The organism is Nocardia sp. IBHARD005, from assembly GCF_052814245.1.
Genome location: NZ_CP199935.1, coordinates 5469589 through 5496040, shown reverse-complemented (window position 1 = coordinate 5496040; position 26452 = coordinate 5469589). Strand labels below are relative to the sequence as shown.

Annotated in this window: 23 protein-coding genes and 4 tRNA genes; 11 read left to right on the top strand and 16 right to left on the bottom strand. The window is 69.4% G+C overall.

All coding sequences use genetic code 11. From position 1 onward, the window contains the following. Positions 1 to 10: 10 nt before the first annotated feature. Together ACTWPB_RS25875 and ACTWPB_RS25870 are read right to left on the bottom strand one after the other, a co-directional pair. Positions 11 to 1564, bottom strand: coding sequence for an alpha/beta hydrolase (locus ACTWPB_RS25875; RefSeq protein WP_446223120.1), 1554 nt, complete (start codon positions 1562 to 1564; stop codon positions 11 to 13). A 32-nt stretch (positions 1565 to 1596) separates the two neighbouring features. Continuing rightward, positions 1597 to 2358, bottom strand: a complete 762-nt coding sequence (locus ACTWPB_RS25870) for a pyrimidine reductase family protein (RefSeq protein WP_446223119.1) — start codon at positions 2356 to 2358, stop codon at positions 1597 to 1599. A 35-nt stretch (positions 2359 to 2393) separates the two neighbouring features. Here ACTWPB_RS25870 and zapE point away from each other — a divergent pair, with 35 nt between their 5' ends. Beyond that, complete coding sequence (gene zapE, locus ACTWPB_RS25865) at positions 2394 to 3413, top strand: cell division protein ZapE (protein ID WP_446223118.1); 1020 nt, start codon at positions 2394 to 2396, stop codon at positions 3411 to 3413. A 116-nt stretch (positions 3414 to 3529) separates the two neighbouring features. Here zapE and ACTWPB_RS25860 read toward each other — a convergent pair whose 3' ends face one another. Further along, positions 3530 to 4069 (bottom strand): N-acetyltransferase family protein, encoded by a 540-nt coding sequence (locus tag ACTWPB_RS25860; protein WP_446223117.1) that lies wholly within the window; start codon positions 4067 to 4069, stop codon positions 3530 to 3532. 389 nt (positions 4070 to 4458) lie between these two features. Here ACTWPB_RS25860 and ACTWPB_RS25855 point away from each other — a divergent pair, with 389 nt between their 5' ends. Together ACTWPB_RS25855 and ACTWPB_RS25850 are read left to right on the top strand one after the other, a co-directional pair. Beyond that, complete coding sequence (locus tag ACTWPB_RS25855; RefSeq protein WP_446223116.1) at positions 4459 to 5967, top strand: flavin-containing monooxygenase; 1509 nt, start codon at positions 4459 to 4461, stop codon at positions 5965 to 5967. Positions 5968 to 6031: 64 nt separating this feature from the next. Continuing rightward, entirely contained in the window at positions 6032 to 6976 is a 945-nt protein-coding gene (locus ACTWPB_RS25850; RefSeq protein ID WP_446223115.1) for a LysR family transcriptional regulator, read from the top strand. A 22-nt stretch (positions 6977 to 6998) separates the two neighbouring features. On the opposite strand, the gene ACTWPB_RS25845 is transcribed toward ACTWPB_RS25850, so the two are convergent. Continuing rightward, the gene (locus tag ACTWPB_RS25845; RefSeq protein ID WP_446223114.1) at positions 6999 to 9116 is read right to left on the bottom strand and encodes a hypothetical protein; all 2118 of its coding nucleotides are present in this window, start codon (positions 9114 to 9116) and stop codon (positions 6999 to 7001) included. Between the two features lie 374 nt (positions 9117 to 9490). Between ACTWPB_RS25845 and ACTWPB_RS25840 the strand changes: the two genes are divergently transcribed. Further along, on the top strand, positions 9491 to 10444 hold the full coding sequence (locus ACTWPB_RS25840) for a hypothetical protein (RefSeq protein ID WP_446223113.1): 954 nt from the start codon (positions 9491 to 9493) through the stop codon (positions 10442 to 10444). On the opposite strand, the gene ACTWPB_RS25835 is transcribed toward ACTWPB_RS25840, so the two are convergent. The 5 genes from ACTWPB_RS25835 to ACTWPB_RS25815 all read right to left on the bottom strand — a co-directional run bounded on the left by ACTWPB_RS25835 (position 10410) and on the right by ACTWPB_RS25815 (position 13167). After that, a complete protein-coding gene (locus tag ACTWPB_RS25835; protein ID WP_446223112.1) occupies positions 10410 to 11603 on the bottom strand; it encodes a hypothetical protein in 1194 nt (397 codons plus the stop codon). The two genes, ACTWPB_RS25840 and ACTWPB_RS25835, sit on opposite strands and share 35 nt — an antisense overlap. A gap of 52 nt (positions 11604 to 11655) precedes the next feature. Beyond that, positions 11656 to 12729 (bottom strand): phospho-N-acetylmuramoyl-pentapeptide-transferase, encoded by a 1074-nt coding sequence (mraY, locus tag ACTWPB_RS25830; RefSeq protein WP_446223111.1) that lies wholly within the window; start codon positions 12727 to 12729, stop codon positions 11656 to 11658. A gap of 179 nt (positions 12730 to 12908) precedes the next feature. Continuing rightward, positions 12909 to 12983, bottom strand: a tRNA-Val gene (locus ACTWPB_RS25825). A gap of 1 nt (position 12984) precedes the next feature. Beyond that, positions 12985 to 13055: transfer RNA gene (locus ACTWPB_RS25820), tRNA-Cys, on the bottom strand. Between the two features lie 40 nt (positions 13056 to 13095). Beyond that, positions 13096 to 13167, bottom strand: a tRNA-Gly gene (locus ACTWPB_RS25815). Between the two features lie 404 nt (positions 13168 to 13571). Here ACTWPB_RS25815 and ACTWPB_RS25810 point away from each other — a divergent pair. Beyond that, a tRNA-Val gene (locus ACTWPB_RS25810) sits at positions 13572 to 13643 on the top strand. Between the two features lie 115 nt (positions 13644 to 13758). On the opposite strand, the gene ACTWPB_RS25805 is transcribed toward ACTWPB_RS25810, so the two are convergent. After that, entirely contained in the window at positions 13759 to 14004 is a 246-nt protein-coding gene (locus ACTWPB_RS25805; protein ID WP_446223110.1) for an excisionase family DNA-binding protein, read from the bottom strand. 129 nt (positions 14005 to 14133) lie between these two features. Between ACTWPB_RS25805 and ACTWPB_RS25800 the strand changes: the two genes are divergently transcribed. Further along, positions 14134 to 14355 carry a hypothetical protein gene (locus tag ACTWPB_RS25800; protein WP_446223109.1) on the top strand — a complete coding sequence of 74 codons (222 nt, stop codon included), beginning with the start codon at positions 14134 to 14136 and terminating at the stop codon, positions 14353 to 14355. Between the two features lie 540 nt (positions 14356 to 14895). Here the strand turns inward: ACTWPB_RS25800 and ACTWPB_RS25795 are convergent. Next, a complete protein-coding gene (locus tag ACTWPB_RS25795; RefSeq protein ID WP_446223108.1) occupies positions 14896 to 15666 on the bottom strand; it encodes a DsbA family protein in 771 nt (256 codons plus the stop codon). Between the two features lie 187 nt (positions 15667 to 15853). Here ACTWPB_RS25795 and ACTWPB_RS25790 point away from each other — a divergent pair, with 187 nt between their 5' ends. Beyond that, on the top strand, positions 15854 to 17065 hold the full coding sequence (locus ACTWPB_RS25790; protein ID WP_446223107.1) for an acyltransferase family protein: 1212 nt from the start codon (positions 15854 to 15856) through the stop codon (positions 17063 to 17065). On the opposite strand, the gene ACTWPB_RS25785 is transcribed toward ACTWPB_RS25790, so the two are convergent. The 5 genes from ACTWPB_RS25785 to ACTWPB_RS25765 all read right to left on the bottom strand — a co-directional run bounded on the left by ACTWPB_RS25785 (position 17042) and on the right by ACTWPB_RS25765 (position 22198). Then, on the bottom strand, positions 17042 to 17659 hold the full coding sequence (locus tag ACTWPB_RS25785; protein WP_446223106.1) for a sigma-70 family RNA polymerase sigma factor: 618 nt from the start codon (positions 17657 to 17659) through the stop codon (positions 17042 to 17044). The genes ACTWPB_RS25790 and ACTWPB_RS25785 overlap by 24 nt on opposite strands. Before the next feature lie 256 nt (positions 17660 to 17915). Then, complete coding sequence (locus ACTWPB_RS25780; protein WP_446223105.1) at positions 17916 to 18506, bottom strand: hypothetical protein; 591 nt, start codon at positions 18504 to 18506, stop codon at positions 17916 to 17918. A gap of 108 nt (positions 18507 to 18614) precedes the next feature. Continuing rightward, on the bottom strand, positions 18615 to 19283 hold the full coding sequence (locus ACTWPB_RS25775) for a YcnI family copper-binding membrane protein (RefSeq protein ID WP_446223104.1): 669 nt from the start codon (positions 19281 to 19283) through the stop codon (positions 18615 to 18617). Between the two features lie 159 nt (positions 19284 to 19442). Next, the gene (locus tag ACTWPB_RS25770; protein ID WP_446223103.1) at positions 19443 to 21680 is read right to left on the bottom strand and encodes a heavy metal translocating P-type ATPase; all 2238 of its coding nucleotides are present in this window, start codon (positions 21678 to 21680) and stop codon (positions 19443 to 19445) included. Then, the gene (locus ACTWPB_RS25765; protein WP_446223102.1) at positions 21677 to 22198 is read right to left on the bottom strand and encodes a zf-HC2 domain-containing protein; all 522 of its coding nucleotides are present in this window, start codon (positions 22196 to 22198) and stop codon (positions 21677 to 21679) included. The genes ACTWPB_RS25770 and ACTWPB_RS25765 overlap by 4 nt, the downstream gene beginning before the upstream one ends. A 99-nt stretch (positions 22199 to 22297) precedes the next feature. Here ACTWPB_RS25765 and ACTWPB_RS25760 point away from each other — a divergent pair, with 99 nt between their 5' ends. From ACTWPB_RS25760 to ACTWPB_RS25745, 4 genes are read left to right on the top strand one after another with little or no spacing between them, the layout of a single operon-like run. Beyond that, complete coding sequence (locus ACTWPB_RS25760; protein WP_446223101.1) at positions 22298 to 23329, top strand: hypothetical protein; 1032 nt, start codon at positions 22298 to 22300, stop codon at positions 23327 to 23329. Positions 23330 to 23387: 58 nt separating this feature from the next. Then, positions 23388 to 24464 carry an ABC transporter substrate-binding protein gene (locus ACTWPB_RS25755; protein WP_446223100.1) on the top strand — a complete coding sequence of 359 codons (1077 nt, stop codon included), beginning with the start codon at positions 23388 to 23390 and terminating at the stop codon, positions 24462 to 24464. A gap of 49 nt (positions 24465 to 24513) precedes the next feature. Next, positions 24514 to 25518, top strand: a complete 1005-nt coding sequence (locus tag ACTWPB_RS25750; protein ID WP_446223099.1) for a FecCD family ABC transporter permease — start codon at positions 24514 to 24516, stop codon at positions 25516 to 25518. Further along, complete coding sequence (locus tag ACTWPB_RS25745; protein WP_446223098.1) at positions 25515 to 26342, top strand: ABC transporter ATP-binding protein; 828 nt, start codon at positions 25515 to 25517, stop codon at positions 26340 to 26342. The genes ACTWPB_RS25750 and ACTWPB_RS25745 overlap by 4 nt, the downstream gene beginning before the upstream one ends. The last annotated feature ends 110 nt before the right edge of the window (positions 26343 to 26452 follow it).

The window sequence follows — 26452 nt, the reverse complement described above, 5'->3', positions numbered from 1 at the left end:
CCCGACCGGATCAGGCCGGGCAGGCACCGCCGTCGGCGGGTAGTTTCGCCTCCGCGAGGTAGTCGTTGACGGCCTTCTGCGCGCACCCGGAGTGGGTGACGACCGGATGCCCCCAGCCCTGCCAGGTCATTGTGGCGTGCCGGGCACCCGCCGAGCCGAGCGCACCGGTCACCGAGGCGGCGGCCCCGCCGACGACCGGATCGGCGGCACCGGCGAACACCAGCACCGGCACGTCGAGTTTCGTCGGCAGCGGCGCCGCGGTGGAGACCGGCCAGGCCGAGCAGACCATCAGCCCGATGGCGGCATTGCGCCCGAATACCGGATATTTGCTCGCCCAGGTCTGCGCGAGTTCACGGGCCTTGTCCGCGGTCGGGGGCTGCTGGCTGTCGGTGCACCGGTTGACGAACTCGCCGTCGGAGGTGATCGCGGCGGCCTCGCGCACGACCATGGCCGAGAGCGGTCCGCGATCGCCACGGTCGGCGGCGGCCAGGATGTCGGCCAGGGCGGTGACCCGATTCGCCTGATCACCGCGGGGACTGGACAGGAAACCGGTGAGCGCGGTCGACAGGTCCGCGGCCGAGATCTCGCCGAGCCCACCGCTGTTCGCCTTGTTCATCAGCGCGACGACGGCCGCACGCGGATCGGCCCCGAGTGCGCAGTTGGCGGCCTTGCAGCGCTGCGCGAACGCGGTGAGGGCGGCTTCGGCGCCGGTGACGCGTGCCTCGGCCATGGTGGTGGCGTCGGCGCCGACCGGTTCGGGGGCGTCGAGCACGAGCCGGGCCAGGTGGTCGCCGTAGCGGCGGGCGTAGCTCAGGGCCACCTTGGCGCCGTTGCCTGCGCCGAGCAGGTTGATCTTGTCGACCTGCCACTGCTTGCGCAGCTGTTCGATGTCGTCGGCGGCGTGCGGTGCGTCGAACGTGCCTTCGTAGGGCTGCAGGAAATCGCGGCAGGCGATGGTGGCGTCCTGGCTGAAGCCTGCGACGGCACCGACCTGATCGGTGTTGCCCACTCCGGTCTGGCCGAGGTCGGTCATCACCGCGCGCAGCTGCGCCGGAATGCAGTCGATGGGCTGGGAGGCGCCGATGCCACGCCGGTCCACCGCGACGATCGGCTGCGCGGCCAGCAACGCGCTGTTGGGCCCGATCGCCAGCCCGGCCAGCGTCGAGGCCGAGGAACGGTCCGAACCGGAGGTGAGCACCAGCGGGGCCGCGTCGGCGGGCGTCTGCGGCAGACGGGCACGCAGGGCGCCCGCGCGGAAGGTGCCGAGCACGGTGCCCGCGGTGTCGATCGGAGTCGAGAACTCGGCGCAGTCGAGGACCAGACCCGCGGGGGCGGCGCCGAAGTCGAGCGAGCTCAGTGTGGCCGCGGTGCAATCACGCCAGGCGAGGTCGGTTGTGGGTACTTCCGCCTTGGCGAGGTCCTGCGGCGCGGGCGCGTCGGTCTGGGCACCACCGGCCCCAGGGCGCTCGACGGCGACGACGGGCCGATCCGACGGTCCGGCCCCACAGCCCGCGAGCATGATCGACAGTGTCGCGGCCGTTGCCGCGGCCCGAGTCCAACGCATGCGCTACACACTGCCAGGTTCGGCGCCAGGTTTCATCGACGGGCCCAGCGGGCCAGAACGGTGCCGTCCTCGGCGAGCACCAGCTGCTTGCGGGTCATCGGCAGGTCGAATGAGCTCGCCGACAGCGAGATCCGCCCGCCCGTGCCCCCGACCAGCATCGGGGCGGTGGTCAGGCACAGTTCGTCGACCACACCCGCCTCGGCCAGCTGCCCGAACAGATGTGGTCCGCCTTCACACAGCACACGGTGCAGGCCGCGCTCGGCGAAGACCCGGATCAGCGCGGCGGGCATGATCGCAGCCTCACCGGCGACCACAACCTGCGCGCCCGCGTCCTCCAGCGCGCTGACCTGCTCCGGGGCCGCATGGGCTGTGGTGATGATCAGCGGTGGCACCTCGGCATCGGTGAAGAATTTCGAACCGGGATCGAGCTTGGCGGTGGCGGTGACCACCGCGATCGGTGGCGGGGTGCCATCGGGGTGGCCACCGATTCCGTGTCGGTGGTGCGCGATGCGCCGTTGCGGGTCGGGGTGCGCGCCGCCGTAGTTCTCCGCGCGCAGCGTGCCCGCGCCGATCACGACCACATCGGCCAGTTCGCGTAGGACGGTGAACACTGCTTTGTCCGCCTCGGTGCCCAATCCCTCGGAAACACCGTCGATGGTGAACGCGCCGTCGACGCTGCTCACGAAGTTCGCCCGCACCCAAGGACCGTCCAGCTGCCGCGGATACGCATAGCACCTGGCCAGTGCGTCGGGGTCGAGGTCTGCGAGCTGGGTCACATTGTGGATACGCTGCATAGGGATCGATGCAACCACGTCCGTACCATTTGTCCATGCAAGAACGCCTTGTCGATCGCCATCCGGAGGTCCCGGCCGACCAACTCGTCGCGCAGATGGTGCCCCCGCCCATGTTCGACGAGGTCAGCTTCGCCTCCTACATCCCTGACCCCAACGAACCGAGCCAAGCGGCCGCGGTCGCCAAGGCCGAGCAATTCGCAGGTCAGGTGGCGAGAATCCACAAGGCCGCCTCGAAGAAGAGCCTCTTCGGCAAGAAGAAGGCCGTGTCCGGCGCGGGCCTGTATCTCGACGGCGGCTTCGGTGTGGGCAAGACCCACCTGCTCGCCTCGATCTTCCACAGCTCCCCGGCGCCCAAGTCGTTCGGCACCTTCGGTGAGGTCACCAACCTGGTCGGCGCGCTCGGCTTCAACAACGCCGTCGAGCGGCTCTCGGCCAACAGCGTGCTGTGTATCGACGAATTCGAACTCGACGATCCGGGCGACACGATGCTGGTCTCGCGGATGCTCACCGAGCTGTCGGCCCGTGGCGTCTCCATCGTGGCCACGTCGAACACGCTGCCCGGCCAGCTGGGCGAAGGCCGTTTCGCGGCATCGGATTTCCTGCGCGAGATCAAGAAGCTCGGCTCGATCTTCGATCCGGTGCGGGTCGACGGTCCCGACTACCGGCACCGCGACCTGCCGCCCGCCCCGGAACCCACCTCGACCGAGCTGCTCGTCGAGCGGGCCGTGCTCACCCCGGGTTCCACGCTCGACGAATTCGACGTGCTGCTGAAGCATCTGAGCACGCTGCATCCGTCGAAGTACGGTGCGTTGATCCAGGGCGTGGCGTCGGTGTTCATCTCCGACGTGCACACCGTGACCGATCAGGCCGTCGCGCTGCGCGTGGTCGTACTGGCCGACCGCCTCTACGACGCGAGCATCCCGGTGACGGTCTCGGGCGTCAAACTCGACGAGATCTTCTCGAAGGAGATGCTCGACGGCGGTTACCGCAAGAAGTACCTGCGCGCGATCTCGCGTCTGCTCGCGCTGTCGCGCTTCGAGGCCGGTGTCGTCTAGCGGCTGGTGCCGCAGTTCTCGGCCCTGTTCCCCGCCTCTTCCCTCCCTCCGGGTACTCCTTCGTCGCACCCTCCACTCAGTCCAGAGTCGGGCGGGCCGAGAACGTAGTGGAGGGCCTAGAGCGCGCGTTCGAAGACGAAATCGGAGTGCAGCTGGCTGCCGACCGTGAAGGTCTTGGTCCCCACCTGCCGAAAACCGTGCTTGGCATAGAACTTCTGCGCGCGCTCGTTGGCCTGGTTGACCCCGAGCCACACCGTGCCTGCCCCCGAGTCGCGCGCGGTGCCGACCACGGCTTCCATCAGCGCCGCGGCGACACCGCTGCCGTGGTGTCCCGGCAGCACATACATCTTGCTCAATTCGACCACCTCGCCCGCACTCACCTGCGCGGCGACCTCCGGGTCACTCGGCCTGCCCGTGATCAGCATGGCGTAGCCGACGATCTCGTCACCCTCGACGGCCTTGAGCACGGTCTTGGCCGGGTCGGACAGATATTCGCCGAAGCGTTCGCCCGAGAGCATCTGCTCGAGGAAGATCTCGATGTCGCCCGCGGTGGCCTCGGGCGGGCACGCGAGCGGAAATGTCGCGGCGGCGACATCGCTGAGCGCCTCGGCGTCCCAGAGTCCGGCGCGGTCGACGACAACGGAACTGTTGGTCATCCTTCCAGTACAGCACGGGTCACCCAGGGGGGCGGCGGGACTGTGGACTACGACAGCGTGGCGGCACAACGGCTGGGTCGGGCGCTCTCCCACAGACTGTGGGCCGTCCAGCGCGGTGGCACCTTACCTCTCTGTCCGAGTAGTCTCCGTCCGTCGAGGGCCTGTACTTGCGCGGTGGCACCAGACCTCTCTGTCCGAGTAGTCTCCGTCCGTCGAGGGCCTGTACTTGCGCGGTGGCACCAGACCTCTCTGTCCGAGTAGTCTCCGTCCGTCGAGGGCCTGTACTTGCGCGGTGGCACCAGACCTCTCTGTCCGAGTAGTCTCCGTCCGTCGAGGGCCTGTACTTGCGCGGTGGCACCAGACCTCTCTGTCCGAGTAGTCTCCGTCGCATGACGAGCGGTAGCCGCATCGGGATCGTCGGTGCGGGAGTGGCGGGTTTGGCCTGCGCGAAGGTATTGAGTCAGGCGGGGTTCCCGGTCGAAGTCTTCGACCGGGCCCCCGACGTCGGCGGGGTATGGAGTGCCACCCGCCGGTATCCGGGACTTCGCGCGCAGAACAGCAAGTCCACGTACGCGTTCAGCGATCACCCGATGCCCGAAGATTTCCCCCGCTGGCCGGACGGTCAGCAGATGCAGGCCTACCTGGCCGGATACGTGCAGGAGTTCGGCCTCGGCCCGCACCTGCGCCTTGGCACCGAGGTGGTGGCGGCCGACCCGGTCGACAGCGGCTGGTTGCTCGAGATCCGCGACCAGATGGGCGGGCACCGCACCACCTGCGATCACCTGATCGTCGCCAACGGTGTCTACAGCGACCCGGTGCTGCCCGACCTGCCGGGCGCCGCGGCTTTCCGTGCCGCGGGCGGACGGCTGTGCCATGTCTCGGAATTCCACGATGTCGAGCAGGCACGCGACCGCTCGGTGGTCGTGCTCGGCTACGGCAAGTCCGCGTGTGATGTAGCCGAGGCCGTCAGCCATATCGCCGACGAGACCACCGTGGTGGCGCGCAGACTCACGTGGAAGATGCCGCGCAAACTCGGCCTCGGCGCCGACTACGAGCGCCTGCTGCTGACCCGTGCGGGTGAGGCGCACTTCGCCTCCCGCTTCCCGCGCCGTGCCGAACGACTGCTCGACCGCCTCGCGCTGCGCCAGGCGAACATGGACCTGCTGCAAGAGCGGGTGACGCGCAAGCTGCGGCTGCGTGAGCTCGACCTGGTGCCGACGGGCCCGATCTCCGAGATCGGCACCAGCAGCGCGAGCTTGGCCACCGAAGGTTTCGCCGAGCAGGTCGAGGCGGGCCGGATCGGCGTGCACCGCGACACCGAGATCACCGAACTGATCGGTGGGCGGCACGGGCCCGCGGTTCGCTTGGCCGACGGCAGCCTGAAACTGGCCGAGATCGTTGTCTGCGCCACCGGATACCGGCAGGAGGTGCCGTTCCTCACCCCGTTCGTCCGGCGCGCCCTCACCGACGAGATGAGCGACTTCCGGCTCTACCGCCACATCCTGCCCGTGGAAGTCCCCAACCTCAGCTTCGCCGGCTACAACTGCTCTCACGTGAGCGCCCTCAGCGCCGAGGTGGGCGCCCACTGGATCGCCGGGCTGCTCACGGGCAGGTTCATGCCGCCGATGGCCGAGATGATGAACAACGAGATCGACGCCCGCCTCGCGTGGTCGCGGGAACGCAGCGACGGCAACCACGCGCACGGTGCCTCGGTGGTTCCGTTCTCGCTGGCCAATATCGACGAGATGCTCGACGATCTCGGCACGCCGCTGCCAAAGCTGTCGCGGCTGGCACAGTGGGTGCGACCCGTGCGGCCGTCGTCCTACCGCGGGGTGCTGCGCAATCGCGCGGTCGCCGCTCCCGTGTCGCCCACACCGGCGCCCGTAGCCGAGCGGTAGCCGACACGCCGGATCGCCGTCGGCAACGCTTGGCGGCGATCGGTGCGTTGGTCATAATCCTCGCGTGGACGCGCTGGATCTGAACCTGCTGCTCGCTCTCGACGCGCTGCTCGACACCAACAGCGTGACCGAGGCGGCTCGGCGACTGCACACCTCGACCTCGGCGATGAGCCGCACCCTCACCCGGCTGCGCGAGGTGCTCGGCGATCCGCTGCTCGTTCGCTCGGGCAGACAGATGGTGCCGACGCCGCGGGCCCTCGAATTGCGCCACGATGTGGCAAGCCTGGTCGATCAGGGACGGTCGTTGCTCACCGCCCGCGACGGGCACGGGCCCGGCAGGCATCGGGATTTCGTTGTCCGCGTGGGTGATTCGGTGGGGGCGCGCCTGTCCGGTCCGCTGCTGGCCGCGGTCCACACACAGCTACCAGGGGTGACGGTGCGGCTGCTCGCGGCCGACGCCGCCGATGGTGCGGTGGCGCTGCGCGACGGCCGGGTCGACGTCGAAGTCGGCATGATCGGGAAGACCGATCCGGAAACGGTGGTCAAGCGCCTGTTCACCGACCGCTGGATCGGTGTGGCCGCTCCTGACCACCCGTTCGCCACCGACCGCCCCACCGTCGCCGCCTACGCTTCGGCCCGCCATCTGGAAGTTTCCCCCACCGGTCGCACCCATGGCCCGATCGACGACCGGCTCGCCCTGCACGGGCGCACCCGCCGCGTGGTCGCCACCGTCGCCGACCTGCCCACCGCGCTGCTCACCCTCGCGTCGACCGAATTGGTCTGCCCCGCACCGGAACTGCTGTCCCGAGCCGCACGCACCGCGCTCGGCCTGGCGATGTTCGAGATCCCGCTGCCGCTACCCGCCCCCGTCGTCGCTATGGCGTGGCATCCTCGCAACACCGCCGACGCCGGCCATCGCGCCCTGCGCGACCTGATCGGCACCGTCCTGCACGAACCCCCGAAACCGGACGTCGACCCGGGTCTCGTCCCGCTGGCGACGCCCGCCTGACGGACACGGGAGTGCGGTCGGTCTAGCCGAGTTCGGGGGTCGGTGGGCCGAACACGTCCCGGCGGCCGGGCGGGAGGCCGGCCGAGCGTTTCAGCTCGTCGAGCATGGCCTGGAGCTTGTCGACGTGGGCGCGTTCGATGTCGAAGGCACGGTAGGTGCCGGTTACGGTGATTCCGGCCGAGTCGGTGGCGCTCGGCGGAATCGGGTCGGCGACAGGGCGTTCGAGGGGATCCGGGATCCTTGTCGACATGCCGCGCCCGGTCGGCAGGCCGAGGGTCGGCGGATCGGAGCCGTCGTCGTCCGGGCGATCGTGATTGGTGAGCGCTGTGTGGTTCGTGAGTGGGGTGTGGTTCGGCAGGCCGTTGTGGTCGGGCAGTCCGCTGGTGTTCGCCGGTCGATCGATGCTCGACGGCCGATTCGAGTATGCCGGGCTGTCGCTGATATCCGGTGCGCCGTTGACAGGCGATGAGTCGGCGATGCGCGTCGGATCCACCGGGACGTGGTTGCGCTGAGTGGTGAGTTCTGTCGGTGGGGTGAGTCGTGCGGGCGCGCCCGGGGCGGTCGGCGGCTCGGGGATCTCGCCGGTGGTCAGGCGGTCGCGGGGGGTGAAGTCGTCGAAGAGGGAATCGGAGCGGCGCGCGGAGTCGGTGGTGAAGCCGTTGCGGGCGTGCCCGTTTCGGTCAGGGGCCGTAGGTGTCGGCGCGGGATCTTCCGTGAACGACCAGTGGATGCCATTGGCGGTGTTTCCTGTGGTCCGAGCATCCGCCGACGCGTCGGACCGAGGGGGGAATTCGGGGGTGTGCGCGTCGAATCCGTTGACCGGCTTACCGTTCGGGGCCGTAGCGGTTCGGTCACCCGCTGTGAATCCAGAGGCGAGGTGGTCGTTCGCCGCGTGGGTGGGGTTCGCCGCAGCGGACCGTGCGACACCATTCCCGTTGCTGGCAAGCTCATCCGGCGACGGAGCGCTGAGCCTGCCGCCTCCGGTGCCCGCGCTGTCCGTCGGCTTCTTGGCCGGGCGGGCCCGCTCGATCACGGCATCTGGGCTGGTTTCCGCCGTCAGCGGATCTCGTGCGCCCGCCGAGGTCCGCGCAGACTGTGCTTCGACCGGTGTCTCCGGAACCCGCTTCATCGCACTGGAACTGAACCCGTTCACGCCACCCGCACGCACGACATCGCCCACCTCCGCACTGCCCGGCAAGGTTGCGCTCGCAGCTGCCGAGGTTGTGCCGTTGTCCGTGCCGTCGAGACCTGAGGTCGGCGCGCGATCCTCGGCGAGTGTCGCCGCAGTGGACTTCGTGGATATCGGCGCACTCGTTCCCGATGTGTGATCGCCAGCGGGTGCCGTCAATACCGTTCCGATCACCGCAGGCACCGGCGTGCCGTTTCGCCGGGCCGCGATGTCTGCGGCCACGCCATGCCCGGTGCCGTTGATCCCGTTCGTCGACGTCGCGTCGCCGGCCGTCGCGACCCTCTCGCCGGATGCGGCGCCGGTACTGCCGGACAACGCTGTCGCACCGAGTCGCGTAGGCGCGGGCCGCCGGCTCGGCGTCGGCAGTTCGTCCCCGGCGCCATCGCTGCCGGCCGCGACGACCGAATCACTGTCGAACGAGATCGATCGGCCCAAGGGCGCCACCGCCTCGCCCGAGGCGGAACGAGCGATCGGCGTCGCGGCCAATGCGGTGGGATCGCCGAGGTGATCGGTGGTCGGCCGGGTGGGGGAGTTGCGGCGTTCGAGTGGTGGCCGGGAGCCGTCGATGTTCTGGTGGGGCGCTGATGGATCGGCGGCGGAGAGGTGGTCATCGAGTCCGTCGGCGGCACGTTCGGCGGCCTCCGCAGCTTCGCGGACCTCGCGACGGCTGCGTGAGCCCCGTGCCGGACGGCCGGAATCGGGCTCACCGTCGTTGTCGAGGGCATCGAGGCGGGAGCTCAGGCGTGAAATGTCCTGTGACGCACGGAACGCCCAGGATTCCAGGCGCCTGATCCGGGTGTGGTCGGGCAGATCCTCGTCGATCGGGAAGGTTGGCACGTCGAACTGGACCCGCGCGGCGACGATATCGAGCTTGTCGCTGACTTCGCGCAGCGCCGTGGCGATACTCGCCAGCATCGACCCGATGGATTCGTCGTGCTCAGCGTGGTTCATGCACACCCTACTTCCCGTGGTCGCCCGAGCGTGCCCGCCTCGGCCGCAGCGATCATATCCACCGGGGCAACAGCACGTGTTGTGGTGACCGCTTACGCGACGCGCCGAACCGATTCACAATCAGTATGAAACGGACATGCAACAGGCCGGGTCTGTGTATCGAAATGATCAAGATCTAGGCGTCTTTGTGCGACGTTGACGCAATGAAATGGCTTGATATACAAGCAGAGTCGCATTTGTGACGTCGATCACCGGGCGGTGACGCTCCCGAGCGCGGGTCAAGGGGGCTGGCGCCTTGTCGATGGCTGCGGGAACCTGATGTCCAGGACGTGCGCGTGAGCCTACGGCAGGTTCGTTGGTGAGGGAGTGATGGTGTGAGGACGAAGCGGCTGAGCGAGACCCAGGTGGCGTGTGGACGACAAGCGCTGCTCGACGAACTGGGTATTTCCGAGGGCAGCCGCCGCGCCGTCACCGAACGTACCGGGTATGGCTGTGGGTGCCCCGAATGTGCTGCGACCCAATGGAATACGCAGCGTCTGGAACACTGGATCTGCGGCAGGCTCACGGCGGCGGGCGCCGACGAGGCCGAGGTCGACGCACGGATCGACGATATCCCCGTCGATATCTACTGGCGCCGCGGCGACCGGCGTTGCGTGGTCGAGGTGCGCAGCGGCCCACTCGACATCACCGCGGCCCGCGCACACCGGAGACGCTTGCAGGCGGCCGGAATCGACGATGTGCTGTGGGTATGCCCGCAGGGTTTCTGGGTGCCGCTGGTCCCCGCGGTCGGCATCGCCGATTTCGCGCCCGCGGCCGCCGACTACCGCATCGACCAGGGCATGCTCGCCGCGGGCGAGACCGGTTTCGCCGCCCCGGCTCGCGACAGCACGGAGTTGCGCGATTTTCTCGAAGGCTGGGTGTCCGGCGAAATCCACTGGGGGCACGCGGATCTCACGACAGGAGGGTGGTCCGACGTGGGCACCTGGGAACGGCACACCGCGGCACAGGCCGCGATGATCGAGCACCAGCGCACGGAGTTGCGTGATCAGCGGGTGGAGCTGGCGGTATCGCGCCAGGCCGTGCGCGACAAGCAGCGGCTGGTCGGCCGTCTGCACAACCGGATCGATCGGGCCGGGGTGAACGCCGACGCCGAAGCCATCACGATGGCCGGGCTGCGCAGCGAACTCGTCGCCCAGCAGCGCGTCGCGGCGAGCCTGCGCGCGAGCATCGGGCGGATGGATCGCACCCTGAATCAGTGGCAGTGGCTCACCTGCTGCGCGATGCTGCTGGTGCTCACCGTGATGGTCGGCGCGCTGGTGATGCGCTGAGCCGCATCGGCAACCGGTCCCACTGCCAGTCGTTGCGCAGGACGAGACCGGCCAGGTCGAGGAGATCGAGGCCGGTTTCCGCGCTGGCCGTCGCCAGCGACTGCCGATCGTAGGGGCCCTGCTCGAGGTCGGTGGTCAGGCGTTGTTCGATCGCGGTATCGACCGGGCGAGCCGCCAGCTGCGCTGTACCGAGCGCGCTGCCGGTCCAGGCGAGCCAGCCCCAGCCGTGCTCGCGTGCGTAGTCGCGGCCGAGTTCGCTCTGGAGCCGGTTGTGGTGGAAGGCGATGCGGCCGAGCGGGACCACATCGATGAGCACCGTGCGGCCGTCGGTGAGGCGCGCGGCGACCGCCGGATAGTGGACCTGATCCTCACCGCCGAAGGTGTAGGTCAGCGCGGTCGGCTCTTCCTGGAACGCCGCCACCGCCGGGTCGGCGTCGAGGGTTCGGAGTAATCGGGCCGCCATCGCGGAGTCGTAGGCCACGTCGCGGCCTGCCTTCGCCAAGTAGAACCGTCCGCGGTCGGCATCGTCACCGTCGGCCACACGCGCCGACTCGGTGGGCAGCGGGGCGACGGAACCGGTCGACCACTCGACGTCACCCAGCAGCGTTCGCAGATCGTCGGCGCTCTCCGCTGGCACATGCAGCTTGGCCAGCATGCTGGCGGTCTTCTTCTGCCAGCCCAGGATTCGCTGCATCACGTAGCCCGCGACCCGCTTGGCGTCGCCCTGTTCGTGTCCGGCCAGCCGGAGCTTGAGATAGGACCACTCCATGGCCACCAGGTCGGTATCGGTCGCGTACGTCTCGGCCAGCAGCATGCGCACCAGGCGCAGATCACCCGCCTCGACCGGATAGCGGTGCGCGAACACCCGCGCCGACCGGTGTCCCGAGCGGGCGGCGTCACGCACGATCCGCCCGATCGCTTTGGTGTGGAGCTGGCGGACCCGATCGCGGGCCAGGTCGTAACGTGCGCCGATACGGGTGAGGGTTTCCGGGCGCTGCCCACCGACCCCGAGTCGCAACGCGACGATCCGCGCGTCGCGGGCCGCGCGTTCGGCATGGTCGGTGAGGAGTTCGGCGACCAGCTCGTCGAGTTCCTCGAGCTCGAACGAGACGTCGGCGGCGATGTCGTGACCCGGTGGCATGACGATCTCGGCACTCACTGCAGCGACCTCCCTCGCTCGATCGAGTCAGCGTAGCCGCAGGCCCCGACAACTAGAGCGAGGTCAGGTACTCGCTGTAGAACAGGCACAGCCCGGTCGCCGACGCGATCCCGGCCAGTACCCAGAACCGGATGATCACCGCGGTCTCCGGCCAATTGTTGAGTTCGAAATGGTGATGGAACGGCGCCATCCGGAACAGCCGGGTGTGGGTGGTGCGAAACACCACGATCTGCAGCACCACCGACATGATCTCGGCGACGAACAGCGCCCCGATCACCACGGCGAGCAGCTCGGTGCGGCTGGTGATCGACAGCCCTGCCAGCAGTCCACCCAGGCCGAGCGAACCGGTATCGCCCATGAAGATCTTGGCAGGCGCCGCGTTCCACCACAGGAATCCGATGCACGCGGCAGCGCCCGCGGCACTGACCATTGCCAGGTCGAGCGGGTCGCGCACCGTGTAGCAGGCGCGTCCAGGGCTGATCTCGCACGAGTTGTCGTACTGCCACAGCGTGATCACCACGTACGCGCCGAGCGTGAGGCTCATCGAACCCGCCGCCAGCCCGTCGAGCCCGTCGGTGATGTTCACCGCGTTCGACCACGCGACCACCAGCAACACGATGAACACGACGAAGAACAGCGAGGCGAAGGTGATGGTGCTGATATCGCGGACATAGGACAGGTTGCGACCGGCGGGCGTCAGCCCGGTGGCGCCGGGAAAGCGCAGCACCAGCACGGCGAACACCACCGCGGCCCCGATCTGCCCGATGTACTTGCCCGCCGCGGTCAACCCGAGATTGCGGTGCTTGCGCAGCTTGATCGAGTCATCGAGGAACCCCACCACACCCAGTGCCGACGCCAGCAGCAGCACCAGCACCCCCGACGCGCTCGGTCCCGGCGCGCCCCACAGCAATCCGATCAGATGCGATCCCAGATACCCGGACCACACCCCTGCCCCGATCGCCAACCCGCCCATCGTGGGCGTGCCGCGCTTGGCGTGATGGCTGGCAGGCCCGTCGATCCGGATTTCCTGCCCGAACCCCCGCCGCGCGAACACCCGGATCAACCCTGGTGTGAGCGTGATGGTGACGACCAGAGCGATCCCCGCCGATAACAGGATCTGCCTCACTCGATTGCCCCTCCATGCCGCCGGTCCCGCACCGGACCTGCCCGGCGATGCCGTGTGCCGATACTAGGGGAGCTCACTCCCCAACCGCGCCGAGAGTGATCTGGGTTACAGGCTCGGCGCACTCGATCGGTGACGCAAACAAGTCAGGCCCCCTCGAAAGGGGGCCTGACTCGATACGGTGGTGCGCGATACTGGGATTGAACCAGTGACCTCTTCCGTGTCAGGGAAGCGCTCTCCCGCTGAGCTAATCGCGCGAGGTGGAGACGGGAATCGAACCCGTGTGCACGGCTTTGCAGGCCGTTGCCTCACCACTCGGCCACTCCACCGTACAAAGGAGGATGGGGCTAGTGCCTTACCTACCTCTCGAGCGGATGACGAGATTCGAACTCGCGACCCTCACCTTGGCAAGGTGATGCGCTACCACTGCGCCACATCCGCATTTACTTCACACTTAGGGGAGCGGCTCGGCCTGGCGGCTTTGCTGCTCTCTGCGGTGCGATGAGAACATTAGCCGACGTTCAACGCAGACTACAAATCGCCTGGTAAACGGGCCCAAATGCGAATTACACGCATGTCGTCCACATCCACCCGGACCCATCCGCGGCCCACCGGGTCCGCAATCCACCCATCGTGAAACGTAGATATGCGCATCTATCGATGCTATCGACCGGAGCGCCCGGCGCGGACATCGATCGCACGCGCGTACGCGCGTGCGGACCCCGACCCCAGCAGCTCCGCCTCGCCGAAACCCCGCTTCACAAGGCGATTTGGTGTCATCCCGGCCCCCCGTGCTAATGTTCCATCTCGTTCGAGCGGCTCAAAAACCGCCCGACACAGTGTTCGGTCCCATAGCTCAGCGGGAGAGCGTCCGCCTCACACGCGGAAGGTCGCTGGTTCGAAACCAGCTGGGACCACTGGTTAAAGCCCAGGTCAGAGCCATATTGGCAACGGCCTGGGCTTTTTCGTTGAATATACGTTGAATATCGTCCCGAAATGCGGCCGCGAGTGACCATGCAAGTGGGTTTCGATTCAAGCCATCGTGGCCCACCGACTGTGATGCTCATCACGAATTGTCGGGTTAGTTGATCGGTCGCATAGCCGCATCGATGTCCTCGACGGCGAGTCGTATTTGGCCCGGAACCTGTAGGCGGGCAGCGAGCCCTCAGCGATCATCCGCCGGATGGTGTCCGCGCTGACGCCGGCTCGCTCGGCGGCGAGCTTTATCGACACGTAGCGGCTCGGATTCGGAGTCCTCTTCGGGCTACGTCTGGACATGACCCGTTACTCCACCCGGGCGGCCGTGGTTTCGCGCAATCTGCAGTAGTCGCGAACCTGCTGCGGGTGGTAAGCGGAGAAGTGTCGGGTGGACGCTACGGTCGCGCGCGGCTGTTCGAGGAGTTGGGAGTGTTCGACGCGGTGGCCTACCGCTTCGTCGGCTACCTCGAAGTCTCGATCGGACAGCGGCGGTTCTTGACTAAGACAAGGCTGGCCGCCATCAATCCTGTCCTGCTGCCGTCGGGGTGCATACTCGGGCAGCAGAGGCTCGACCAACGCCCACAAAGGACCAGCCGCAGCGACAACATGTCGGTCACGGCCGAACATCATGCCCCACGAATCTGGCACTGAAAGCACCATGAGCCACGTATAAGAGGAGTTGTGAAGAGGCGTGACGGGTTGCAGAGAAAGCACAGTGCGCCCGCCGCTGTCTGGTGGTTGACCCCTCGAGTCCGGCATTCTTTAGCGTGGACCTCGTCGCGGCAGCCCGGTTCACCGCACTCGCGATCGTGCTATTCCTGTCGACAAGGCGGACCCGGATGTAAAGGCCTGGACGTCGAGCCCAGCCGCCGCCAGGAACCACGACGAGGTCCCAGCTCGTCGAGCGCGTGATCAGGTACCACCACGGTTCGCGAATCGGTTCACCAGCAGGGCCGTTGGTTACCAACCGGACATTGAGCTCAGTGCGGCGAGACGAAGTACTTCGGATGGCCCGAACGCGTCCAATTCCTCGAAGCCGGTACAACAGAACCCCAACCCGGAGTCCCTCGCTCATCGACTACCTTTCTGATTCCGCTTCGCACCCAGATCGGCGCGGGAGCCCACCCAACGGGACCGTGTGAACAGAAGTGCGCACCAGTCAAATCTTCGGACGGTCGGGAACTGTGTCGTTCAGCCACCTGGAGTGGTAGCGGCCTCGATCGCCGTGGCGAGTTGGGCGGGGGCGACAAGGGTGCCGTTGACGAAAACCGAGGGAGTTGACTGGATTCCGCTGTTCATGACCTCTTCGGTACGCGCGGCGGCATATCCGGTGTAGCGGTGGTCGAGTACGCAGCGTTCGAAGGCGGGGTCGGTAGCGCCGATGCCCTTGGCGATTTCGATCAGGGTTCGGTCGGGCAGCCCGTCGCCACCTTCGTCGGGTTGGTGGTCGAACATGGTCTTCACCCACTGCTGGTACGTGGTGGGCGCAGATTCGGCGGCGCAGTAGGAGGCGTTCGCGGCCCGGCTGGAGTATTGCGTGCGTGAGGCACGGTCCAGGAATGCGATGATGTCGTACTCAACGGCCGCGGAGCCGTTGGCGATTGCCGCTTCGAGAACCCCGCCGTAGGTCGCGTCGAAAGCCTTGCATGCGGGGCACTGTAGGTCAGCGACCACGCGGACGACGGCGGGGGCGGTCGGTCGGCCGACGCGGACCGCTCCGTTACCGGCGAGAGTCACGGTGGTTCCGCCGGGGCCAGGCGTGGCGGTGAGGGTGGGGGTCACGACCGGGCCGATGACGGACGTGGCGTCACGGTCCCGGTCCGCCTTCTTGATCGCGATGCTGACCCCGATGGCGACGACCAGTGCCACGAGTACACCGGACAACACGACCTGGACGAGTATCCGCCGCCGTCGTTCCGCCCGTTCTGCTCCGGCCAGCGGGTTCTTGCGTCCTGTGTTCACGTGTTCAGCGAGCCTTTCCGTGTTCCGCCTACGGTGACAGCGGCGATCTTCTCCGACTCTTCACAAGTCGGATGGCGATGGAATTCGGTTCCCGGCGGGAAGATTTCGGTACCCGGCTGGGAACTGTCGATTGCCGCGCGCCGACTACATCAAGCATGAGCAGTGCGGTCACCGGGTCCGGGACGTCATGAGCGGCCGGGTGACCGGTGCGGCGCCACCGGGGACGCGACTGCCCTGGGTCGACGCGGCGCGGGCGGTGCTGGTGCTGCTCGGTATCCCGTTCCACGCGGCCTTCGTCTACCGTGGGCTGCCCTGGTACTCCGACAGCTCGGCTGGTCCGCTCGTGGCGGCGTTCGCCGGGTTCGTGCACACCTTCCGGATGCCGGCCTTCTTCGCCATCGCAGGCTACTTCGCCGTGCGCGCGGCCGAGCGGAAACCGTTGGGGCAGTGGACGGCCGAACGGGCCAGGCAGCTGCTGGTGCCGTTCGCCGTTGGCGTGGTGCTGCTGGGGCCGGCGCAGTTGTGGCTGATCGCGCGGACCACCGGGCCGGGCGACGGCACCATGCGCCGTTGGGCGGGGCTGCTGGCGCAGCCGTCGCTGTGGGTCTTCCAGTTGTGGTTTCTGGTGGTGCTGTTCGGCTACGGGCTGGTCCTGGCGGCGGCCGTGGCGTGGTTCGGCCGGGTACGGGCGCGTGCGGCGCTGAGCCGGGCGGCGGGCTGGGCAACCGCCGGCGGGTGGCAGGTGACGGTTACAGCGGCCGGCGCGGCACTGTTCGCGTCGGCCGGGTGGGCGGTGACCGTGTTCGCGGAGGTCGATAATGTGCTGTTCGGGTTGGTCAACGTGCGGCAGGCGCTGATCTATGCGCCATCGTTCGTACTCGGTGCCGCGACGGCCGTCCGCCCGGACCTGGCCGCCCGGGCGGTGCGATGCTCGCCGCTCGCCGGGCTCTGCTGGTGTGTCGCCGCGGGCGTGACGGCGGCGGTGGAGACGATGGGTGGTGCGGCCGCCCTTAGCGCGTACCACGCGGCGGTTCCGGTGGTCGGTGCTGGGATGACGGCGGTACTGCTCACCCTGGTGCGCCGGTACGCGGCGCGACCGCGCCGGATTACCGCGCATCTGGCCGGCGCGGCGATGACGGTCTATGTCTTCCACAATGTGCTGCTGCTCGGGTTCGCTTCGCTGCTGTTGCCGGTTGGTTGGCCGGCGCCGGTGGAGTACGTCGTGCTCGTCGGCGCCGCGCTCGCCGGTGCGCTATCGATCCATTCGCTCGTGGTGCGGGTTCCGGTTCTGTCGCTGCTCTTCCACGGCCGCGCGCCGCGTCGCCGTGCCCGGCCGGAAACGGTGGCCGGGCACGGCGCAGCGGTCAGCGCGCGGTCACATGGCGCGTGCGACCGGTGACGCAGCGGGCCGGGCGGCGACCGGGAGCACGCGGACCACCGGGGACTCGGCCTCGATTTCACGCCACAGCTCTAGCAGTGACTCCCGCGCTCGCGCTACCCGCGAGCGGATCGTGCCCACCGGGCAGTCGGCGGCCTCGGCCGCCTCGGCGTAGGACAGGCCGAGGATCTGGGTCAGGACGAACGCCTCGCGGCGTTCTTCGGGCAGGTATCGCAACAGGTCGGCGACGACCATCTCCTCTCCCACCTCGGTGGTGCGGCGGTCGCGCTGCTGATCGAGCGCGGCCTCCCAGTCGGCGGAGTGAGCTGTCTTCGGGCGGGCCGAGGCACTGCGCAACCGGTCGATCACCGCGCGGCGGGCGATGGACAGCAGCCAGGTGCGGGCGCTGGAACGGCCCGCGAAACGCGGCAGGCTGCCGATGGCCCGCAGGTAGGTTTCCTGGGTCAGATCGTCGGCGGACTGGACATCGGTCAGGTGGGCGACGAATCGCCAGACATCGGCCTGGGTGCGGCGGATGAACTCGGTCAGGGCCGGGCGATCGCCCGCGCCCGCGGCCAGTGCCAGGGCGGTCAACTGTTCGTCGGTGCTCAGCATGGCGCACCCTCGGGGATCAGCGGACGGGATGGTGTGCCGCGACGGTGCGGCACGGAGTCGTACAGGCTCATATCGGGATCTCTGTTCGGGTATGTGCGCCGGCGGCGCACATAGACGGCTGGACCGCTCCCACAACGGCACCATGCCGGTGGAACGGTGAATCGTCGCGGACCGAGTCGGTGCGCGACGGCTTCCGCCGGGCACCATCAGGACCCGGCGAACCACTATCTGCCGAACAGACCAGTGTGCCGGTGGATCACGATGCCGCGACGGTCTCGGGAGACCAGCGAATGAGCGAGGGCGGCCCGCGGCGGGGCGGGCAGTGCCGTAGCGGGTCCAGCCGCCGGGTGGCGGTGGTTCGGGTACGGGCCGGCATGCGGCTGGATCCGGTGTCCGGATCGGGCAGCAGCAACAGCAGCAGCGGTAGCAGCACGCGTGCGTACACCGTGCGCACCAGTGCGAACGTGGTGTGTTCGCCCCACCAGAGCCACAGGCCACACAGCACCGCGGCCAAGCAGTGCGCCGCCACCATGGCAGCTGGATCGTCCCCCACGTTCGGCGCGTTGTGGGAGGAGTGGGCGACGGCCGGGTCGATCGCGAACCACAGGTGTAGGAGGCCTTGACCGGCGGCGAGACCGGTCACGATCGGCACGAGACCGCGCTGGCGGCCGGCAGCTGCCCAGGCGAACGCGGTGGCGAATGCCACCGCGAGGATCAGCGTCGACGGCGAGAGCGGATGACCGGACGTGCGCGCGTGCCCCACCGCGGACAACAACACGCACAGCACCGCGAAAACCAACGCCCGCGACACCCGGGCGGGCGGGGTGGTGTGCGGAATGTCGGTCATAGCGGGTCCATCATCGCATTCGCGCGGTCGTCTACGGTGCGGCGGGCGAATAGTGCCCTGATCAGGCCAGCCGGGTGGACTGGCCTGAATCGCACCAGGAATCGGTGCTCAGCTGGTGCGGGAGCGCACGGCTACGCCCAGTGCGGTCAGCAGACCGAGCGCACCGAGGGCAATGCCGATGCCGCCCAGCCAGCGGGCTGCGGTGTCATCGGTGGACGGTTGCTGGGTCGCCAGGTCCGGGATGTCGCCGTGGTCGAGCGCGGTACCGGCGGGTCCGGCGCGCAGCGTCACCGTCGGCGCCGGGTACTCCGGGGTGGTGCCGTCGGCGCCCGGCGTCTGATCCCACCGGACGACAGTGCCGTCGGCATAGGTCTGGATCGCGGGGATGACGAGGCGGTCGGTATCGGGCAGGCCGTTGGCCAGCACGGAGAACTCACCGAACTGGTCCGGGCCGATGCCGGTACCGGCATCGGCGGTCCAGGTGATCTCGGTGGCACCGTCGGGTTGCTTGCCGACGGTGGCGCGCCATCCCGTCACGGTCTCGGTGTCCACGGCGGTCACCTTCGGAATGCGCACGGTCAGGGCGACGGTGGGGCTCTGGGTCGTCGACTCGTTCGGCACCCGGAAGTTCAGCACCCCCGATCCGCCGCGGGTGGCTTCGTGGCCGGAAACGGTGACGTGGGCGGAAGCGGTCGCCGCGGGCAGCGCACCGATGACCAGGACGGTGGCGCCGACGGTGAGCCGGTGCGCGATGGAACGGGACGGGATGGGCAGCATCGCAGAGTTCTCCTCGGACGGGTCGACTACCACGGATCGTGTCGCGAACTCTAGATCGCGCCGCGACGATTCGGTCGTCGCGCGGCGGCGAGTCGGGATCCACATCAGGACTATCTGATGACAGCCGCGCGGCGCGGTGCCCCGGCTTCGGCAGCAGGGCTACCGGTCGGTGGGCTGGGTGTAACGGCGCAACCGCAGGCTGTGCGACACCAGGAAGATCGATGAGCACGCCATGGCGGCGGCCGCCGTGAGCGGGTCGAGGACGAACACCGCGAGCGGGACCACCAGCACGTTGTAGCCCAGTGCCCAGCGCAGCGCGGTGCGGATGGTTGCGACGGTGGCGCCGGCGAGGCCGATCGCGGCCGGTACGCGGGTGAGGTCGTGGCCGGTCACGATCACATCGGCCGCGGCGACGGCCACACCGGTACCTGTGTCGAGGGTGACGCCGAGGTCGGCGGCGACCAGGGCGGGTCCGTCGTTGACGCCGTCACCGACCACCACAACCCGCCTGCCCGCGTCCTGGAGCCTGCGCACCACCTCGGCCTTGTCCTCGGGCAGCACTTCGGCGATGACATCGTCGATGCCGACCCGGTCGGCCACCGCTTGCGCGGCATAGCGGTTGTCGCCGGTGAGCAGCATCGGGCGCAGGCCGAGCCGGCGCAGCGCCGCGACCGCCGGTGCCGCGCTGTCGCGGACCTGTTCGGCGACGGCGACGGAGGCCACCGCGCGGTCACCGAGTCCGACGAGCACCGCGGTGCAGCCCCGCTGCTCCTGGCGGGCATGCTCGCGCCGGACCTGGTCGGGAACCGTGAACCCGTGTCTGCGCAGCCAGCGGGGCCTGCCTACCGCGACCCGGTGGCCGTCGGCCCAGCCGAGCACGCCGAGGCCGGGTGCCTCGATCACCCCGCAGGCCACCGGGACACCTAGACCCTCGGCGCGGGCGGCGAGGGTGAAGGCGGCGGCAACCGGGTGCCGGGAACCCGCCTCCACCGCCGTAGCGAGCCGGAGCACCTCTGAGCGCCGGGTTCCGGGCGCGATGGTGAACTCGGCGACCGTGGGGCCGTGTTCGGTGAGCGTGCCCGACTTGTCGAACACCACGACGCCGACCGAGGCGGCGGTTTCCGCCTGTTCCAGCACGCGCTGGCTCTTGAAGAAGATGCCGAGCCCGGCCGCCCGCCCGGTCGCAACCAGCAGTGCGGTGGGCGTTGCCAGGCCCAGGGCACACGGACAGGCCGCCAGGAGTACCGCCAGACTCGATTCGGCTGCGGCTTGCCACGAGCCGCCGGCGGCGACGCGGACCGTCATCGTCACCCCGGCGAGGGTGAGCACCGCCGGGGTGATGTACTCGGCGATCCGGTCGGCGAGGCGCTGGAACTCGCCACGGTAGGCAGGGGAGCCGCCGGTGGTCCGCAGCAGCTGACCGAACCGGGCCCGGTCGGTCACCGCGGCGGCCTCGATCGTGAGCGCGCCGTCGATGACGACGCTGCCCGCCTCGACCGCCGCCCCCACGGCGACGGGAACCGGGCCGGGGTCGCCGGTGAGGGCACTGAGATCCAGCAGCGCGGTGCCGTCGATAGCCAGACCGTCGACGGCGACCGGCTCACCCGCCCGGATGAGCAGGCGGTCGCCTTCACACAGGTCCTCGATGGCGACCGGATGGACCCGGCCCGTGTCGTCGAGGACGGAGGCCGGCCGGGTCGCGGCGCCGGCGAGTGTGCGCATCGCTGCCCCGGCCTGGTACTCGGCGCGGTACCGCAGGTGCCGACCGGCCAGCGCAATGGTGGTGACGGCGGTGGTGGCACAGAGCAGGCCGGTGTCACCTGGCCAATCCCCGCCGCGGGTGGGCGCCGATCCGGCGAGCAGGGTGATCACGCTGTAGGACAGGGTGCCGAGGACACCGAGGCTGGTCAGCGTGTCCATGGTGGTGTGCCTGCGGCGGGCCGCGCGCCATGCGGCCAGGTGGATCGGGGCGGCGCCGGTGAGTGCGGTGGCCGCGGTGACGGCCACCAGCAGCCACAGCCAGCCGGTGGCGGGCAGCAGCGGCAGTGGGCGTGGCGTGATCGAGAGCACACCCACCACCGCGGTCGCCGCCGCCGCTGCCCACGCGTGCCTGGCGAGTGTGCCCGGCACGTGACCGGTGGTGGGCGGCGTCGGCTCGAGGCGGGGCGCCGCCTGGTATCCGGCGGCCTCGACCGCCTGGCACAGCGTGGCGGTGTCGTGGCTGATCGGCGCGTGAACCTCGACAGCGCCTGTGAGAAGGTTCACGGCCGCGCGGGTTCCTTCGAGCCGCTCCAGGCCGCGCCGGACCCGTTCGGCGCAGGCGGTGCAGGTCATTCCGTCGACCACCAGCTCGACTCGCTGCCGACCCAGCCCACCCGGCGTCCCGATCAAGGTCATGGTGTGGGGCCGGGCCCTGGATCAGTGACCGCGCGCAGCCGGGGCCGCCCCGGCTCCGCCCGGGCCGGCAGGACGATCGGTGGGATATCGGCGTCGGGCTGGTATGTGGTTCGGCGAGCGGTGACCCGCCGGATCGAGAACAGTGCGGTGACGCCGACGAGGGCTGCCAGGCAGGCTGCCCAGAAGGGGAATCCGATCGCCACCGCCAGCAGCGCCACTTCGGCGGCCAGCGCGATATGGACCAGATTCGTCCATGCGCCGGGACCGGTGAGCGCGGCCGATGCCCGGCTTGGCGGTCCCGCATCGGTGTCGATCGCCTCGCCGAGGGATCCGGGCAGTCGCGGTGCCGTGCCGGCTAGGTGCCGGTCGACCGTTGGTGCCACGCCGAGGAGCAGCAGCTGCCAGGACCGGCACGACGGGCAGCCGTCGAGATGCTCGGCCAGCCGCGCCGCGGGCACCGGCACCGGTTCGCCGTCGATCTGCGCTGACACCGCTTCCCGAGCTGTTTCGCACCGCATACCTGATTGGTCGGGCCGCGCGCGTGGTTGGTTCCCGGGAGTGTGCGCGGGCAGTCGGCGCTCTGCGGGAGGAGTTGAGCGGGCACGGGGGTGGCGTTCATGCTGTCGGTCATGAACCCGATGCGCCCCTCGACGGCCGGCCGCGCGCTGCTGGCCGTGACGCTGGCTGTACTCGGCCTGCTGGGTGGAGTGGCGCTCGGCGGCGCGGCCACGGCGCAGACCGCTGTACCGTGCTGGGCACTGCAGGACCCGGCCCTCGACGACGGGCGCCGGGAACTGCAACCTGGTGACCAGGCACTCGGCGGGATCGAGATCGTCAACGCGTGCAGCAGGCCGGTGACCGTGCGGCTGCGCACCGGCGGGCTGGTCACCGCTGCGGACGGCGCGCTCGCGTGGTCACCGGAACCGCCGGCGGGGGTGAGGGTCGTGCCGATGGTGCCGGAGGTGACCGTGGGCGCGGTGGCCTCGCTACGGGTGCCGTTCACGGTGACAGTGCCCGCCGGGACCACACCCGGCGACTACCCGTTCGCACTCGGCGCGGCCGGGGTGCAGCCTGGGGATTCGCCGTCGGCCGTGGACTGGTGGCGCCCGGCGCCGCTGCGGGTGTCGGGTCCGCTGCGGGCGGCGATCGAGATCACCGCCGTGACCGGGCACTACCGGCCGTCGCTTGACCCCTTCGGCCCCGGCTCGGCGACCGTCGGCTTCACCGTCGTCAACACCGGCACGGTGACGGTGGCCGGCCGCGTAATCGCCGGACTGACCGGCCTCTACAGCAGGCGTGTGCTGCCCGACCCGGCCGATCTGCCCGCCGTGGTACTGGTGCCCGGCGCTGCCTACCACGGCAGCATCGACCTGCCCGCGGTATGGCCGGGCGTGCGGTTCGACGCACAGGCCGGATTCCTGCCCTCCGATGTGGGCGGGACCTCGGTGACCTTCACCGAGCCGGGTGTGGTGCGCGCGGAAACACTGTGGGCGGTCCCTTTTGCGCAGCTCGTGCTGGCCGTGTTACTGGGGTCCGTGCTGTTCTTCGCCGCGCTGGCCCGGCGCAACCGGCACATGCGCCGGGCGCGCGAGACCGGCGCTGTGACCGAGAACACGGGAACCGGGAGGCCGCCGGACCCGACTACCTGATGCAGATGGGTCGCATCCGGCTCGTCGTCCCCCGAATTCCAGAGGGCGAGTACACGGCGTGAAGAGACGAAGCCTTTCCCGGCTGGCGCTGTGCGGGCTGTTGACGGCCGGCACCGGACTGCTCGGGGCCTGCGGGTCGCCGACCGTCGAGCAGACACAGGCAGGCGCGGGCCCGGCGGCCGGATTCCCGGTCAGCGTGGACAACTGTGGCTACCAGCAGACCTTCGACCGACCGCCGTCGCGGGTGCTGATCCTGCAGGGCGCCTCGGTCGGTGAGGTGGAGACCTTCGTCTCGCTCGGCTTGGGTGACCGGATCGTGGCCAACACCCAGTTCTACGGCGTTTCCGACATTCCGGGCATGGCAGACAAGGTTGCCGCCGTGTCGAAGGGTGACCTCGCGCTCAACGCGGCTGCCGACGTGCCCGCCGAACAGGCGCTGTCGCTGCGCCCGGATCTGGTGGTTTCCACCTGGTCGGGTGGTTTCGACCCGAAGTTCGGCTTCGCCAGCCGGGAGATGTTGCACCAGGCCGGAATCCGTACCCTGGTCAACCCGGTCAACTGCGCCTACGGCAAATCGCGCAACGTCACCCCGGCCGAGGAGCAGGCGTACCGCGCCGGGTCCACCGAGTCCACGATGGCGTTCGCCGAGCTCATCGGCCAGGTCTTCGGCGTGCCCGATCGCGCTACCGATCTGGTCGGGCAGCTGCGTGGACGCATCGATGCCGTGCGCGCGAAAGTAGCCGGGCGCGAACCGAAACGGATGCTGATCGCGTTCCCGGACATGAGCGTCATGAACGCCAACGGGCTGCCCGCGGTCTTCTCCGGCACAATCTACGACTCGGTCGTGCGCGCGGCGGGTGGGGATCCCAGCTTCCCCGACGGTGGCTGGGACCTGACCGGCAACCTGAGCGCCGAACAGTTGGCCGCCGCGCAGGTCGACGTGCTCGTGCTCGGCGCCTACCGGCCGGGCGAGGACCTCGACGCCGAGGCCGCCAAGCTCTTCGCCGCCTACCCGCAGTGGAACGCGTCGAAGACCAAGACCTATGTGAAGGTGTCCGATGGTGTCTACCTCGGGCCTGCGAACGCGGACGCGATCGAGAAGATCGCCCGCGTCGCCCACCCCGGCGCGTTCTGACCGGCCGCGCACCGGCTGGGCCGGGTCCGGCCGGTGCGGGATCGGGCTGGTGCTCGGCGTCGGTGCGCTGGTGCTGGTTGCCGCCTGCCTGATCGGGATCTCGTTCGGCTCGGTGACGGTGCCGATCGGGCAGGTGTGGACCACCATCCGGTTCCATGTGCTGCACAGCGGTCCCGCGCCCGACGCGCTCGACGGCATGATCGTGTGGCAGTTGCGGGTGCCGCGGGTGCTGGCCGCGGCGATCGTGGGCGCGGCGTTGTCGGTGGCGGGTGCGGTACTGCAGGGTATGGTCCGCAATCCGTTGGCCGATCCGTTCGTGCTCGGTGTGTCCTCCGGTGCGGCCCTGGCGGCGGTGGTGGTGATGTCGTCGGCGTCGGCGCTGTGGCTGCGCAACGTCGGTGTGCCGGTCGCGGGTTTTGTCGGTGCGATGATCTCGCTGGTGCTGGTGCTGGTGTTCGCTCATCAGCACGGGCAGTTCACCGGGCCGCGGATCGTGCTGGCCGGTGTCGGTGTCGGGCAGGTCGCCGCCGCCGCCACCAGCCTCATCCAACTGCGTTCCGAGCCGGCCGAGATCCGCGGCATCCTGTTCTGGATGATGGGCAGTGTGGCCGGCGCCGAGCTGGGCGCGCTGGCCCTGCCCGCCGCGCTGGCGGCGGTGTGCCTGGTCTGGCTGATGGTGCAGGGGCGCGGACTCAACGCGCTGTCGATGGGCGACGACGACGCCGTGGCCCTCGGTGTGGACGTGAACAGGCTGCGGGTGCAGCTGATCGTCATCGTCGCGGTGCTCACCGGGCTCGCGGTCGCCATCGCGGGCGGGGTCGGTTTCGTCGGGCTGATGATCCCGCATGTGGTGCGTACTCTCACCGGCGCGGACTACCGTCGGCTGCTGCCCGCGGCGGCGGTCTACGGTGCCGCCTTCCTGGTGCTGATCGACCTGGCCGCGCGGGCGATCGACGTGCCCAACGAGTATCCGCTCACCATTTTCACCGCCGCGCTGGGCGGACCCTTCTTCCTGTGGCTGCTCAAGCGCAGCCGGACCGGAGGCGCGGTATGACCGGGGCGGCGGTGCGCGCGCAGGGTCTGCGCGTCGAGTTGGCCGGGCACACGATCATCGACGCGGTCGACCTCGAGGCCGCACCGGGCCGGGTCACCGCGGTGGTCGGGCCGAACGGTTCGGGCAAGTCCACCTTGTTGCGCGCGATCTACCGGGCGACGCGCCCCAGTGCGGGCACGGCCCATATCGCCGGGCACGACGTATGGCGGACCTCGGCGCGGGAGATGGCGAGAATTCGTGCGGTGGTCACCCAACATCAGGGTGCGGCCGCGGACTTCACCGTCGGCGAGATCGTGGCGATGGGGCGCTCGCCACACAAGAAGTATCTCCAGCCGGACTCGCGCCGCGACCGTGCGATCGTGCTCGCGGCGATGGACCGGGTCGGGGTGGCTGAATTCGCCGACCGGGCGTTCACCGAATTGTCCGGCGGCGAACGTCAGCGGGTACTGCTGGCCAGGGCGCTGGCCCAGCAGGCGCCGGTGATCCTGCTCGACGAACCGACCAACCATCTCGACATCCACGCCCAGCTCTCGCTGCTGGAACTGCTGCGGCAACTGGACGCGACGATCGTGCTCGCCATCCACGATCTCAGTCACGCGCTCACCTACGCCGATCATGTCGTGGTGCTGCACGGAGGCCGGGTGGCCGCGGCCGGTGCACCCGCCGCGACCCTGACTCCGGCGCTGCTGCTCGAGGTGTTCGGGGTCGCGGCCCAAGTCGTCGACAATCCCGTCACCGGCCGTCCCTGCCTGCTGACGGGGCTGCCGCAGGCCGCCGGGGCGGCGCCGGAAAGTTCTGGGAGCGCGACAGCGTTCACCGGCTGATCACCGGATCGTGATCCAGCGCACGGTGGTTCGCGCCGTGTGACGGGAACCCCGCGTCGCCGCGGTCCGACTTGTGTGGTGAGTCGGTGCGAGTGAGCCGACCGGGAGTT

Coding starts and splice junctions, on each gene's coding strand:
- ACTWPB_RS25875 (WP_446223120.1), bottom strand. CDS start 1,564: ATGCGTTGGACTCGGGCCGCGGCAACGGCCGCGACACTGTCGATCATG.
- ACTWPB_RS25870 (WP_446223119.1), bottom strand. CDS start 2,358: ATGCAGCGTATCCACAATGTGACCCAGCTCGCAGACCTCGACCCCGAC.
- zapE (WP_446223118.1), top strand. CDS start 2,394: ATGCAAGAACGCCTTGTCGATCGCCATCCGGAGGTCCCGGCCGACCAA.
- ACTWPB_RS25860 (WP_446223117.1), bottom strand. CDS start 4,069: ATGACCAACAGTTCCGTTGTCGTCGACCGCGCCGGACTCTGGGACGCC.
- ACTWPB_RS25855 (WP_446223116.1), top strand. CDS start 4,459: ATGACGAGCGGTAGCCGCATCGGGATCGTCGGTGCGGGAGTGGCGGGT.
- ACTWPB_RS25845 (WP_446223114.1), bottom strand. CDS start 9,116: ATGAACCACGCTGAGCACGACGAATCCATCGGGTCGATGCTGGCGAGT.
- ACTWPB_RS25805 (WP_446223110.1), bottom strand. CDS start 14,004: ATGTCCAGACGTAGCCCGAAGAGGACTCCGAATCCGAGCCGCTACGTG.
- ACTWPB_RS25790 (WP_446223107.1), top strand. CDS start 15,854: ATGAGCGGCCGGGTGACCGGTGCGGCGCCACCGGGGACGCGACTGCCC.
- ACTWPB_RS25785 (WP_446223106.1), bottom strand. CDS start 17,659: ATGCTGAGCACCGACGAACAGTTGACCGCCCTGGCACTGGCCGCGGGC.
- ACTWPB_RS25780 (WP_446223105.1), bottom strand. CDS start 18,506: ATGACCGACATTCCGCACACCACCCCGCCCGCCCGGGTGTCGCGGGCG.
- ACTWPB_RS25775 (WP_446223104.1), bottom strand. CDS start 19,283: ATGCTGCCCATCCCGTCCCGTTCCATCGCGCACCGGCTCACCGTCGGC.
- ACTWPB_RS25770 (WP_446223103.1), bottom strand. CDS start 21,680: ATGACCTTGATCGGGACGCCGGGTGGGCTGGGTCGGCAGCGAGTCGAG.
- ACTWPB_RS25765 (WP_446223102.1), bottom strand. CDS start 22,198: ATGCGGTGCGAAACAGCTCGGGAAGCGGTGTCAGCGCAGATCGACGGC.
- ACTWPB_RS25760 (WP_446223101.1), top strand. CDS start 22,298: ATGCTGTCGGTCATGAACCCGATGCGCCCCTCGACGGCCGGCCGCGCG.
- ACTWPB_RS25745 (WP_446223098.1), top strand. CDS start 25,515: ATGACCGGGGCGGCGGTGCGCGCGCAGGGTCTGCGCGTCGAGTTGGCC.